Annotated in this window: 11 protein-coding genes and 2 pseudogenes; 9 read left to right on the top strand and 4 right to left on the bottom strand. The window is 71.8% G+C overall.

The features are described 5' to 3' along the window. The first annotated feature begins 16 nt into the window (after nucleotides 1-16). The 3 genes and pseudogenes from ACGFZF_RS14645 to ACGFZF_RS14635 all read left to right on the top strand — a co-directional run bounded on the left by ACGFZF_RS14645 (nucleotide 17) and on the right by ACGFZF_RS14635 (nucleotide 1616). Nucleotides 17-709, top strand: coding sequence for an alpha/beta fold hydrolase (locus tag ACGFZF_RS14645; RefSeq protein ID WP_392582338.1), 693 nt, complete (start codon nucleotides 17-19; stop codon nucleotides 707-709). 88 nt (nucleotides 710-797) lie between these two features. Then, nucleotides 798-1192 (top strand): annotated as a pseudogene (locus ACGFZF_RS14640) (DoxX family protein). Nucleotides 1193-1226: 34 nt separating this feature from the next. Further along, nucleotides 1227-1616, top strand: coding sequence for a hypothetical protein (locus ACGFZF_RS14635; protein WP_392582236.1), 390 nt, complete (start codon nucleotides 1227-1229; stop codon nucleotides 1614-1616). Between the two features lie 22 nt (nucleotides 1617-1638). Here the strand turns inward: ACGFZF_RS14635 and ACGFZF_RS14630 are convergent, their stop codons facing one another. Both ACGFZF_RS14630 and ACGFZF_RS14625 read right to left on the bottom strand, forming a co-directional pair. Next, a complete protein-coding gene (locus tag ACGFZF_RS14630; protein ID WP_392582237.1) occupies nucleotides 1639-2103 on the bottom strand; it encodes a cupredoxin family copper-binding protein in 465 nt (154 codons plus the stop codon). A 174-nt stretch (nucleotides 2104-2277) separates the two neighbouring features. Then, nucleotides 2278-2946, bottom strand: a pseudogene (locus tag ACGFZF_RS14625) (hypothetical protein); the annotation flags it as partial. A 268-nt stretch (nucleotides 2947-3214) separates the two neighbouring features. Between ACGFZF_RS14625 and ACGFZF_RS14620 the strand changes: the two are divergent. Then, the gene (locus ACGFZF_RS14620; protein WP_392582238.1) at nucleotides 3215-3859 is read left to right on the top strand and encodes a carbonic anhydrase; all 645 of its coding nucleotides are present in this window, start codon (nucleotides 3215-3217) and stop codon (nucleotides 3857-3859) included. 187 nt (nucleotides 3860-4046) lie between these two features. On the opposite strand, the gene ACGFZF_RS14615 is transcribed toward ACGFZF_RS14620, so the two are convergent. Both ACGFZF_RS14615 and ACGFZF_RS14610 read right to left on the bottom strand, forming a co-directional pair. Further along, a complete protein-coding gene (locus ACGFZF_RS14615) occupies nucleotides 4047-5024 on the bottom strand; it encodes an L-threonylcarbamoyladenylate synthase (protein ID WP_392582239.1) in 978 nt (325 codons plus the stop codon). Between the two features lie 45 nt (nucleotides 5025-5069). Then, the gene (locus tag ACGFZF_RS14610; protein ID WP_392582240.1) at nucleotides 5070-5222 is read right to left on the bottom strand and encodes a hypothetical protein; all 153 of its coding nucleotides are present in this window, start codon (nucleotides 5220-5222) and stop codon (nucleotides 5070-5072) included. Nucleotides 5223-5961: 739 nt separating this feature from the next. On the opposite strand from ACGFZF_RS14610, the gene ACGFZF_RS14605 reads away from it, so the two are divergent. The 5 genes from ACGFZF_RS14605 to fxlM are packed head-to-tail and all read left to right on the top strand — an operon-like array spanning nucleotide 5962 to nucleotide 12548. Next, complete coding sequence (locus ACGFZF_RS14605) at nucleotides 5962-6573, top strand: hypothetical protein (protein ID WP_392582241.1); 612 nt, start codon at nucleotides 5962-5964, stop codon at nucleotides 6571-6573. Further along, a complete protein-coding gene (locus ACGFZF_RS14600) occupies nucleotides 6570-7901 on the top strand; it encodes a methyltransferase domain-containing protein (protein ID WP_392582242.1) in 1332 nt (443 codons plus the stop codon). Before ACGFZF_RS14605 ends, ACGFZF_RS14600 begins: the two co-directional genes overlap by 4 nt. Beyond that, entirely contained in the window at nucleotides 7898-8761 is an 864-nt protein-coding gene (locus ACGFZF_RS14595; RefSeq protein ID WP_392582243.1) for a methyltransferase domain-containing protein, read from the top strand. The genes ACGFZF_RS14600 and ACGFZF_RS14595 overlap by 4 nt, the downstream gene beginning before the upstream one ends. Next, nucleotides 8758-10143 carry a phosphotransferase gene (locus ACGFZF_RS14590; protein WP_392582244.1) on the top strand — a complete coding sequence of 462 codons (1386 nt, stop codon included), beginning with the start codon at nucleotides 8758-8760 and terminating at the stop codon, nucleotides 10141-10143. The genes ACGFZF_RS14595 and ACGFZF_RS14590 overlap by 4 nt, the downstream gene beginning before the upstream one ends. 32 nt (nucleotides 10144-10175) lie before the next feature. Beyond that, nucleotides 10176-12548, top strand: a complete 2373-nt coding sequence (gene fxlM / locus ACGFZF_RS14585; protein WP_392582245.1) for a methyltransferase, FxLD system — start codon at nucleotides 10176-10178, stop codon at nucleotides 12546-12548. The last annotated feature ends 58 nt before the right edge of the window (nucleotides 12549-12606 follow it).

Raw genomic sequence — 12606 nt, 5'->3', positions numbered from 1 at the left:
CTTCCATGCTCTCCAGATGCCGGAGCCCCGGTTTCTGCCCGCGGCAGGCGCGGTACTGCTCCTGCACGGCGGACGTGCCGACTCCCTCGCACCCCCGCCACCCCTCAACCTGCCCGACCTGAGAATGAGAGCTTTCGCCCGGACGCTCTCCGAAGCCCCCTCCCATGCCGGCGTCCTCATCGGGCACGTCCGCTACCGGATGCGCGGCTGGAACGCGGAACGCGCCGATCCCGTTCACGACACACGCCGCGCCCTGGCCGAACTCGCGGACCTGGCCGGCCCTGTTCCCGTGGTACTGCTCGGGCACTCCATGGGAGCCCGGGCCGCGCTGCGCGCCGCCGACGATCCGCACGTCCGCGGCGTCGTCGCCCTCGCCCCCTGGTGCCCGCCTGGCGAGCCGGTCACCCACCTGGCCCACCGCACCATCGTCGCCCTGCACGACCCGGCCGACCCGGTAACGTCCGCCGGCGACACCTGGGACTACCTCCACCGCGCCGAGGCGGCCGGGGCCCGCGTCCGGGGCATCCGCATGCCCGGCGGCCGCCACACCATGATCAGCCGCTCGCGCCTCTGGCACAACCTCGCCACCCGCAGCACAGCCGACGTCCTCGGTCTGGAATCCCCACCTCGCCCCTCCGCCACAGCTCCTGACCCGGTGTGGGGGGCCGACCCGCTGGACGCCGCCATATTCATCTCCGGTCGCCGGTGAACGTCACACGCTCCGCCTGCGTCGCCGCAACCGATCGGTACGCTCAGGCGTCCGCTCCTGCCCGCCCCCGTGACCGAAGGACCTTTCCATGTCCCCTGCGCGTTCCGCGCTTCTGCTCGCCGGGCTGATGGCCTCGGCAGGTGTCGCTCACTTGGTCGCACCCAGGCAGTTCGACTCCATCGTGCCGCGTTCTCTGCCGGGCAGCCCCCGGACCTGGACCAAGGCCAGCGCCGTGGCCGAACTGGCCTTGGCCGCCGGTCTCGCGCTGCCGGCGACCCGAAGGGCAAGCGCCCGGGCAACCGCCCTGTTCTTCGCCGGAGTGTTCCCGGCGAACGTCAAGATGGCCTACGACTGGCGTCACCGTTCGAAGACGGCGAGAGCCATAGCCTGGCGCGGCTTCCCCTCCAGTTTCCGCTGATTCTCTGGGCCCGCCGCGCGGGTATGCCGGACGCCAGGCGTGGCCCCGTCGGCGCTGGCGGGTGAGCAAGAGCAGCGAGGCGGCAACGAGTGCCAACACTTGGGCGACGACGACGAGGTTCTTGTCAATGAACCAGGCCGGTTCATACATATTGGGCAGGGGGCCGAGCTCACCGACGTCGACGTAGCGGTAGAGCAGGAGAGTGGCGAGTCCGCCGGCGGCGACGGTCCAGGCGAAGGCGTCTGCCAGGGGGCGGCGCCAGGCGAGGACCAGCAGCGTCGCGAGTGCGGCGACGGCGGCTTCGACACTGAAGAGGGTGCCCTGGCTGAGGGTCGCGGAGACTGCGTCGTAGCGGTCGGCGAGGCGCGCGTGGAAGTAGGCGTCGGCTGCAAGGCCGACTGCGGCCAGGAGACGGGCGACTGCGCGCAATCTCCGGTGTGCAGTGGCCGGGCGAGTCAGATCATGGGGCATGGGGTTGCTCCGGCGTGAGACGCCGTGTGGCCTGCGCTGGTCAGCGGACGGTGAGAGTGCCCGTCATGGACGGATGAATGTCGCAGACGTAGCGGTAGGTGCCTGCAGTGAGCGGTGCGGTGAAGGCGGCTGTCTGACCGCCTTCGATGGTGCCGGTGTCGAAGGCGTTGGCGTCTTCTGCCGTCACGGTGTGGGGGGCGGAGTCCTCGTTCACCACGAAGACCCTGGCTCCGGGTGCGACCGTGAGGTCGGCCGGCGCGAAGCGGAAGTCTTTGATATCGATGCGTTCTTCGCTGACCGACGTGGCGGACGGCGTCGAGGGCGACGGCGAGGCGGGCGCGGGCCCGCCGGAGGCGGAGCAGCCGACAAGGGCGATGAGCAGACACAGCACCGCGATCGCCACAACCATGTGCAGACTGCGGGAGCGGAGACGGACAGGCATGGGATCCTCCTGGGTGGCACGGGGCGGAATGCCCGACTCCCACAGAGGCCAGATGGTGCGCACGGCGGCTCCCCGGACAACCGAGACGGTGCGCGAACCGGGTGGGGCCGAAATCCTGGATGGACGGACGGTGACGGCCTCGGCGCCGAAGTGGCCACCGAGGCCGTCGCGAGGGCGAAACGGCTGCGGCCCTTATGGCGGTGGGCGCCACCCTTTCACTGAGGGTCAGTACTTACCCATGGAGCCGCCGCTGTGGCCTTCGATGACGCCACAGCTGGCAGGAGCGGTGGCTTCCTGGGGCAGCTTCGGGTCGAGTTCACTCTTGCCCTTGCCGAAGTCGTACACGCCGTTACCATTCGGGTCGATGCCGTGCTGGACGACGTGCAGGTAGGTGATGTTGTCGGCGACAGCCTGGGACACGGTGATCGTCCGCGAGTAGGACAGGTTGCCGTTCTTGTCCGCGACCGGCATCCGGTCGACGGCAAGACCGCTGGCCTTGGTGGTGTCGCCCTTGGTGGTCAAGGAGATGTTGATGTCTCCATAGGCGGGCAGGCCCTCGGCGGTGGTGACAATGCCGTCGCCATTCTTGTCGGCGCTGGCGTCGGGGCAGGTGAAGTCGTGGCCGCTGGTGGACCCGTGGATGTGCTGGGCGTGCGGCTGTCCGGGGACCAGGCCCTGGGCGTTGATCTTCACCGTGAGCTGGCGGCCCTGCAGGGTGAGCTGCGCGGTTCCGCGGACTCCCGAGTCGTTCAGCTGCCGCAGGTCGACCTTGTAGCTCCGGCCGTTCTGCGCCTGCTGGCCCGCGTCGTTCGTGTCATGGGCCAGTGCCGGGGCCGCCACGGCGAGCGTGAGGGCAGCGGGCAGGGCGAGGAGGGTGGTGAGGCGGGTTGAGCGCTTGACTGTCATCGCGACGCATCCCCTTCCGGGGAGTTTCACCGGCATGAAGCCGGATCGCGTTCGGACATTCGTCCCTTTCACTATTCATTCGGGGCGATCGGGAAGGGGGATTGCTTACCGGTCGCACCACTCTTCACGCGTGAGCGTGAAGGCGCCGCTCCCCCGCTGGGGGCCGCTCCGCCGCGGGGCGCCTGCCTCGCAGGCCCCGCGTGGAGCGCACCGGCGGACCCCGGGGTCGGCCGGTGCAAGGGCTGATGTCACCTCGTAGGCTGCCGACATGACCGAGAAGATCCTGACACCCACGCCCCGTGACGCTTTCGACCTGCTCATGTCCGGTAACCAGCGCTTCGTCTCCGGCGCCTCCGAGCATCCGAACCAAGACGCCGCCCGCCGCACCGAGACCGCACCGTCCCAGAAGCCCTTCGCTGTGCTGTTCGGATGCTCCGACTCCCGGCTGGCCGCCGAGATCATCTTCGACCGCGGCCTGGGCGACCTGTTCGTGGTCCGCACCGCCGGACACGTCGCCGGCACCGAAGTGCTCGGAAGTCTCGAGTTCGGCGTCGCGGTCCTCAACGCGCCGCTGGTCGTCGTCCTCGGCCACGACTCGTGCGGCGCCGTCGCCGCGGCCTGCTCCGCCCTGGAGAACGGAAAGACGCCGGGCGGCTTCGTCCGCGACGTGGTCGAACGGGTGACTCCCAGCGTGCTGGCCGCCCGTGCCGCCGGACGCGAGAAGCCCGAGGAGATCCTCGCCGAGCACATCGAGCACACCGTCGACCTGCTGCTGGAGCGCTCCCGCATCCTGGCCGACGCGGTGGCGGCGGGCCGCCTCGGCGTGGTGGGACTGTCGTACCGGCTGGCCGACGGCAGCGCGCAGCTCGTCGCCACGCGCGGCCTCGACGTGGCGGTTCCCACCGCGTCCTGACCACTCCCGGCGCAGCGGCGCCCGGGCTGGCCGGCGGGCGGACTACTTCTGATTGATGGGCAGGGCCAGGCCGGTGGCCTGGTACGGCCCTGTCACACCCCTGGCCCCCGCCGGATCGGCGCGGAGCGCGGGTTGCGGGGTGTGCCGGAGGCGGATGGGCAACGGCGTCACTGACGGCCGGTACAGGTCAGACGACGGGTCGGGGCCCCGCGGCGCGGCGGAGCCGATTGGCGATCGCCAGGCCCAGCCCCTCCTCCGCGGGAACGGAGGCGACGATGAGGTCGCATCCCTGCTGGTCGAGGTGGCGCAAGAATCCGTACAGCCCGCGCGCGTACTCGGCCATCGCGGCCGGGACCGGCAGGACGGCGTGCGCCTCCACCGGAGTGCCGGCGAGGCAGGCGGGCAGAAGGACACCCACCTGGTGTCCCAGTTCGTGTGCTCTCCCTGCTTCGGTAACGACCTGCTCGGGCTCGACCAGCACGACCCGTGCACGGGGCGCGTAGTGCGACGGGTGCTGGCCCGGCACCCGGACCTGGCTGGTCGAGGGGACCGCGAGCGGGCGTCCCAGCACCGCTTCGAGCTCCTCGCGGGTCACCCCGCCGGGCCGCAGGATGGTCGGGGTGCCGCTGGTGACGTCGACGATGGTGGATTCGACGCCGACGCGGCAGGGGCCGCCGTCCAGCACGAAGTCGACGGTTTCGCCGAGCTCGGCGCGGACGTGGGCCGCGGTGGTGGGACTGACGGAGCCGAAGCGATTGGCCGACGGAGCCGTGACTGCACCACCGAACGCATTGAGCAGTGCAAGGGCGACGGGGTGGTCGGGCACGCGCACGGCCACCGTCTCCAGGCCGCCGGTCGCTTCCAGCGGCACCCGGGAGCCGCGCCGCAGCACCAGCGTCAGCGGCCCCGGCCAGCAACGTTCGGCCAGCCGACGCGCAGCCTCCGGTACCTCCTGGACCCAGTCGTCCAGCTGCTCCGCACCAGCGATGTGAACGATCAGCGGGTGGGAGGGCGGACGGCCCTTGGCCTGGAAGATGCGGGAGACGGCGGCGGGGTCCTCGGCGTTGGCGCCCAGTCCGTAGACGGTTTCGGTCGGCAGCGCCACCAGGCCGCCGGTGCGCAGCACACCGGCTGCCTTCTCGATGTCATGAGTACTTGCCGTCACGCTGATGATTCTAGAGCGGTGGCCAAGGGCTGGCCGTTCCTTTGGTCAGGAGCGGGTGAAGCAGTCCCGCAGCCGCCGCTCGGCGAGCGCAGTGACACGCTGCTGACGACGATCGGGATCGTGCAGGGCTCCGTTCTCGATGGACAGCTCTGTGACAGCACGGCGCAGGAACCCTGTCGTGCGACGCTCGGCAGTCACCCGCTGCCCTGGCAGATCCGGTCACCCCGCCCTGGGTCGACCGCGCAACCTCAAGATCTGCACCCATCGGAAGCCGTGTCGGCCATAACTCTGCGCAGCAGCTAGGTGTTCTGTCCCGGGACAGACGAAGAACGGGATGTGGAAGGGGTCCGATCAGCCGGAGACGGCGACGCGGATCAAGGTGCGGACCGTGCCCGACTGCCCGAACGCCCCGCTCCTCCGCGTGCGGCTTGCCGATGCCCTCGAAGGCCGAACGGTGATGCGGACGCCGCCAACCGGCAGCGGATGATGGGTTCGCCCACCGCCCTTCTAAATGGCATCGATCCGTTCGCCCACGACAGCGTGGAGCCGAGCCTGTCCTGCTGGCTTTAACCCCACGCCGACGGCACGACCGGCGGGCCCGGCCGTCGCAGACCTCCGCCGCGCTCTGACCGGCGGCCGACCCGAGACGACCGGGAAGGAGTTAGGCAGGCCGCCCTCTTACGAAACGGTGGCGCTCTTGTTCCGCTCCACCCGCTCGCGCAGCGTCCACCCGAACTCCGGCCAGCCCACCTAATCGACCCCACGTTGACCTTTGACGCCCGCTACAGTGTGGCGTTCGCCACGACAGCCGTTGGAGATAGCGACACGGTGAACAAAACGCATGCGAAACATGCCAGGTCCGCGTTCCCCCGGTAAAGCGACACAATCTGCGGGGGACACAGCTTCTGCGGAAACAAACCTGTTGAGGACCCTCGCCATGGGCGCGACCGCCTTCGGTGTGATTCTTGGCCTGGGCGCCCTGGGCGCGGCCGCCGGAGCACTGACCGCCCCAGTGCTCGCCCGCCGGTGGGGCCCGGGGCCGATGATGCTGACCGCGCTCGCGATCACCCCGCTGACCCAGCTCCCGCTGCTGCTCGCCTACCCCGGCCTTCGCTGGCAGATCACGCTCGGAGCGGCGCTGTTCCTGCAGCTCGCCTGCGCCGGTGCCGCAGGCACTACCCAGCGGTCGATTCGTCAGATCATCACCACGGTCGGGATGCAGGCGCGGATGCAGGCCGTGAGCACGTGGCTGACAGCCGGCGCCCGGCCCGTGGCCGCGCTGCTCGCCGGCGGCCTGGGCACGTGGATCGGCGTGCGGCCCACCCTGACCGTCGGGACCTTCCTGCTGCTCGTCCCGCTAGTGGTCCTCGCCCACTCCCCGCTGCGTGCGCTGCGGCACATGCCAGACCAGCAGCCCGCCGCGCCCAGAACAGGCGGCGACCCCGTACCGCCGTCGCCCCCGCTACGGACGGCCCCTGCGGCCGTGCCCACGCCCGCCCGGGCGGAAGACGCCCGTCACGACCGCTCGCCCGGAGGAGATGCCACGTGAACACGCTGCCGAACACGGCGGCGGTGCCGTCCGCCGTGCCCGCCCCATCCGAGCCCCTCGGGTGCACCGGGCGCAGCGACCCCGCCCAGTCCGCCGCGTCCATCGCCCCCTTCCTCCCGCTGCAGTCCGCCGGCGACACCTCCGGGGCCGCGGACGCCCGGGCGGCGATGGTCGCTCGGCTGGAGGAGAGTGGGGAGCTGCGCCCCGGGCCGGTGCGCGAGGCTCTGCTCGCGCTGCCGCGCCAGGTCCTGATGCCCCAGGCGTACGTACGGCGCAGCGCTCCCGACGAGACCCCGCCGCGATGGGATCTACTGGACTGGACCCGCCCGGCGGACCGGGACGAGCTGCTGGAGCGGCTGCACAGCGGTGACAGCGTCTCGATCCAGCACGATGGCGAGCCGGTCCTCGGCCGCGCTGCCGGGCCGCGCCGCGGGGGCGCCATGACCGCGATGTCGAGCACGATGGGCATGACCGCCGACCTGCTCCAGATCCTGGACCTGCGGCCCGGGCAGCGCGTGCTGGATGTCGGGACCGGCGCCGGGGTGACCGCGGCGGTGGCGTGCTTCGTGTGCGGCCACGACCGGGTCGTCACCCTCGACATCGACCAGCACGTCACCGCCGCCGCCCGCGAGCGCCTGTTGGCACTCGGCTACCAGCCGACTGCGGCGACCGGGGACGGCACCGCAGGCTGGCCCGACGCGGGCCCGTACGACCGGGTCTTCGTCTCCTTCGCCGTCCGCCGCGTGCCGACAGCCCTGGTAAGGCAGTTGGCGCCGGGCGGGCGCGCCCTGATGACGCTCGGGACGTCGTCGCCGTCGTGGCCGGGCCTGGCCGTGATCGATAAGCGGCCGGATGGGCCCGTGGAGGCGGAGCTGCGCGCGGTCGAGTTCGGGCACCGCGCCGGTGCCGGCTTCGACCGGCTGTTCCTGTCCGCCTCCTTCCGCGACACGATCACCACGGCCGACGGGCCGACGCGGCGCACCCGGGTCGCGCCGCCGGCGGACACGGCGCGCGGCATGTGGCTGGCCCTCGACGCCCTGCACCCTGGGCTGGTTCGCCACTTCGGGGCCGAGGACCTTGTGATCGGCGCGCCCGAGTGCGGGTCGTGGATGCGCGTGCGAGCCGCCGGCCGCTGCCAGTGGGAGGTGACGATCTGCGGCCCGCGGGACATCTGGGCGGAGGTCCAGGACGCCGCCGCCCGCTGGCGGGCGGCCGGCGAACCGGCCGCCTACCGGCTTCACCTCGACGTCGACGGTGTCCAGCGGGCCACCAGCCCGAACGGCGCCCTGACCTGGCAACTTCCCCACACTCCTGGAGATTCACGATGACCCGCCCCGACCAGCCGGCCTCCGCGGCGGTCTCGGATGCCCTGTTTGGGTCCGAGGCCGACGACTACGCCCGCTACCGTCCCGGCCTGCCCGACGCCGCAATTCACCTCCTGGCCGCCACCCAGCACGGCGTACCCGACCCCGTCCTGCTCGACCTGGGCACTGGCACCGGCCAGGTCCCGCGCGCGCTGCTGCCCGTCCTGCGCCGACTGGTTCACATCGACTTGGTCGACGTGAACCAGCACATGCTCGAGACGGCCCGCGCCGCAACGGCCCGCGCCGCACTCGAACCGGTCCGCGGGGCCTGCACGGTAAGCGCCTTCACCGGCGAAGCCCACACCTTCACCCCTACCGCGCCCGGCCGAGCACCCACCTTGATCACCAGTTGCCGGTCCTTTCACTGGATGTCCCGCCCCGAGGTCCTGGACATGGCCGGTCGGGTGGCCGCGCCGAACGCCGTCGTGGCGATCATGGGAGACGGCAGCCTCTGGACCCACGAAGCGGACTGGACCGCCGCCCTTCGGGGGCTGATCCAGACCTACCTTGGCGAGGAGCGTCGCGCGGGCACTCGCGGCACGTACGCCGGACCGGGCCGCTCTTACGAGGACGACCTCGCCGACTCGGCGTTCAGCGACGTGAGCGAGCACCACTTCCCCGTCGCCCGCGTCTGGACCCCCGAGGACATCGTCGGCTACCTGCGTACCACCAGCTTTGCCCGCCCCGCCCTGTTCGCCGGCCGTCACCGCGAGTTCGAGGCCGAGGCGCTCGGTCTCCTTAAGGCCCATGCCCGCGGCAGGGTCCTGCCGGAGGACGCGGTGTTCACGGTGCTGCTCGGCCGCCGCCCCGGAGGTGCTCCGTGACCGGCTCCCAGCGGCACACCGAGCCGCTCGACGTCCACCTCATCGCCGTGCGCGACTGCGAGGCCGGGCAGCCCGAGGTGCTGCTGTCTCGGCGGGCCGGAGACGTGTACGCGGCGAGATGCTGGCATCTGGTCAGCGGGCACCTGGACGGCCCGTGGGAAGACGTGGTCACGGCCCTGGTGCGCGAGACCCGGGAAGAGGCTGGCATCGTCGTCGATCCTGCCGACGTCCGCGCGGCCGTCACCGTGCACCACCGCTCCCCCGCCGGCGGCGCCCGCCTCGGGGTGTTCTTCGAGGTGAAGCGCTGGCAGGGCATCCCGCAGGTCATGGAGCATCGGGTCTGCGACGCCATGGGGTGGTTCGCGGTCGACAACCTGCCGGAGCCGATGGTGGCGTACTGCCGGGCCGGATTGGACGCCTACCGGGCCGGCGCGCGGATGGCCGTGCACTTCCAGGAGCCCGGCGACCCGATCGCCTACACCCCGGACGCCGACCGCACGGTCCTGGTCCCCGAACCCGGCAGCCCGGGCGCGATCCCGGAGGAGGAGGTGCGCGCCTTCGCCGAGCGGGCGGTGGGCCGGATCACCACCTGGACGGACGCGTCCTGGGCGCGTGAGGAGAGCCGCGTATGGCGGGCGCGCGGCGCCGAGGGCGGCACCTGGTACGTGAAGATCCACCAGAATGGCCGTTTCCATCAGCGCGAAGTCGCCGCGCTCCGGGGCTGGGTCGCTGGCCTTGGCGAGGCCGCGCCCCGCCTGGTGGCTGCGGATGCGGATCTGCGGGCCGTCGTGCTCACCGTGGTGGGAGGCCGGTCCCTGCATGGCGCCACGTACGCGCCCGAGCAGCAACGCCGGATCTTTCACCGCATCGGGCAGCTCGCGGCCGCCATCCACACCAGCGCCCCACCGCGCCCGGCCGCCGGCGCCCTGCCGCTGGGGAAGCTGGAGCGGCACCTGGACGGCGCCCGCATCCACCTGGCGCCCGGGGATGAGGACTTCATCCGCGCTGTCGCCGAGAAGGCCACCGGCTTGCCCGCCTTGGAGGCGGTCCCCACGCATGGTGATCTCCAGCTGCGCAATCTGCGATGGGATGAAGATGCCGATGCGCTCTACGTGATCGATTTCGAGCGGTCGGAAGTTGGGCCGGCAGTACGGGACTTCGTGCGGCTGTCCGATGCCTGGCACGGCCGCCCCGACCTCTTTCAGGCCGTGTTGGACGGCTACGGCCGCCCCTTCACCCCGGAGGAGGAGGCCCAGCTCACGGCCCTGTCCGTCCTCGATTCCGTCTCCGGCATCGCCTACGGCACAGCCCACGGCGATCCCGAGCTTGTGGAGCGCGGCCGGCGCACCCTGGCCCGGCTCCGCGCCGCCCAACGCCCCTGACCCCACCTCTACTACGCACGAGGAGCAGCACGTTGACGTACACCGCCCGCGATCAGTGGGAGAAGCACTTCAGCGAGGGCAGGACCTTCCGGCAGCTCGGTGAGCGCGAGCGGGAACTCCTCGCCGAGCACACGCCCGTCCCCGACGGCGGCGGCCGAGCGCTCGACGTAGGCTGCGGCACCGGGGAGCTGGCCGCCTACCTCGCCTCGCTCGGCTACACCGTGGACGCCATCGACTTCACCGACAGCGCCCTGGCCCGGGCCCGGAACGAGCAGAGTGGCGTCGAGGGCGTGCGCTGGCTGCACCTGGACGTCGAGCACGACGACCCGGCCCCGCTTCACGACGAAAAGTACGACCTGATCACGCTCAGCCTGATGTACCCGTTCGTGCAGGACAGGAGTCGCGTCGTTCACGGGCTGGGTGAGCGGCTGCGCGACGGCGGCGCTCTCGTCATCATCACCCCGGTGGCGGAGACCACGCCCGAGGAGCGGCGCGGCATCGCCCTGGACAAGGACGAGATCGCCGTGCTCGCCGTCGGATGGGAGACGGTGGAGCGGCTGGACGCGGACGGCCTGGCCTTCCTGGTCCTGCGCGGGCCCTGCCACACCGACACGAGGGCCGTCGAGAAGCGGCCGACCACCGCCCATGCCCTCACCGGCGCCCTCGCGGTCGTCACCGACGACGCCGGCCGGGTCCTGCTCGGCCGGTCCCGCCGCGGCATGCTCGAACTGCCCGGCGGTAAAACCCGCGGCCCGGAGGACTTCGCCGCCGCGGCCGTCCGCGAACTCGGCGAAGAGACCGGCCTGCTCGCCGAGGAGGCGGACGCGCACGTGGTGTCGATGCTGGTCGACGACAGCCACGGCATCCCTCGGCTCACGGCCGTCGTACGTGTCACCAGCTGGTCCGGCCAGCTCGCCAACCCCGAACCTGACAAGTTCGCTCGCTGGGAGTTCCACGATCTGCACGCTCTGGCCTGCGTCGGGGACGTGTTCGTCCCTGCCGCGGCGGCGCTGGATGCCGTGTGGCCCGGGATCGTTCCCGACCTGCCGCCCGTGGTCTCCTACCCCCTCGCCATCGAGCAGCCGCCCGTGCCGGGTGAGCCTGCCGAGGCAGTCCGGCTGCGACAGGCGATGGCCCAGACGGTGATCGACGGCGGCTGGGCACCATCCGAGCCGGTCCAGCAGGCGCTGCGGACCGTGCCCCGCCACCGTTTCGCCCCGGAGGTGAACCTCGAGGCCGCTTACGACGGCGGCGACCGCGCCGTCATCACCCGCCGCGACGAGACCGGCACGGCGATCAGTTCGGTGTCCGCGGCCTGGCTCCAGGCCGACATGATCGAGCACGTCCACCTCAAGCCGGGCGCGATCGTGTTCGAGGCAGGCTCCGGCGGCTACAACGCCGAGCTGATCGCCCACGTCACCGCCCCCGACGGTCGTGTGGTCACCGTCGACATCGACCCGTGGGTCGTACGCCGCACCCGCGCCTTCCTCACGGAGGCCGGCAGCGGCCGCGTCACCGCGGTCGAAGCCGACGCCGCCCTCGGCGCTCCCGCGCACCTCGTGCCCCGCGGCGGCTTCGACGCCGGCGTGATCACCTACAGCTGCTGGGACATCGCCCCGGCCTGGCGCCAGCAGCTGGCTGAAGGCGGGCACCTGGTCCTGCCGCTGGAGATCGGCGGCTACAGCAGGGCGGTCACCTTTGAGCGGCGCGGCCAGGTGCTGCACGCCCGCCACTTCACCTACTGCGGATTCGTCCGCGACCAGGGACAGCAGGCCCGGAGCATCCCGGTCGTGTCCCTTCTCGACGGCGGGCTGACGCTCCGCTTCGAGCACGGCACCGCCGCCGAGACGGCGGGCCTGGAGGAGGCGCTGCGCGGGCCGCGGCATGAGCTCGCCACCGGCGTGACGATGGGGGCGAACTCGTACTTCGGCTCCCTGCAGCTGTACGCGGCCACCACCCTGCCCGCCTTCTGCAGGCTGGCCGCTCACCAGGACCCAGCCGAAGGGGTGACCGTCATCGGGAAGGGCCGTGACGCGCCCGCGATCGTCGGCGACGCCTCGCTCGCCTACGTCACCCACGTCCAGACCCAGGACGGTGAACACCCCGAGGACAAACAGTGGGAGTGGGTCGTCCACGCCTTCGGCGAGCAGGGCCCTGAGCTCGCCGAGCGGCTTGTGGCCATGGTCCGGGCCTGGGACCGTCACGTGCGCGCCGATGACAACGACCAGCATGCCGATCCCGTCCTGACCGTCTACCCGGCCGGGACGCCCGACGATCTGCTGCCCGCCGGGGATGTTTTGGACAAGGAGCACTGCCGCCTGGTGTTCCGGTGGCCTGGGCGTGACGCCCTGCTGCCCCGCCCCGTTGGGCGCTTGGGGGCCGGCGTCGTGACGGAGGGGGTGTGACGGTGGAACCGGCGGTACGCGAGGCAGTGTTCACCGCGCCGACGGAGCGCGGTGACCG

The sequence above is a fragment of the Streptomyces sp. NPDC048338 genome (assembly GCF_043201055.1).
Taxonomy (GTDB): domain Bacteria; phylum Actinomycetota; class Actinomycetes; order Streptomycetales; family Streptomycetaceae; genus Streptomyces.
The sequence above is the reverse complement of the archived record's forward strand: the minus strand, read 5'-3'. Positions and strand labels throughout refer to the sequence as shown.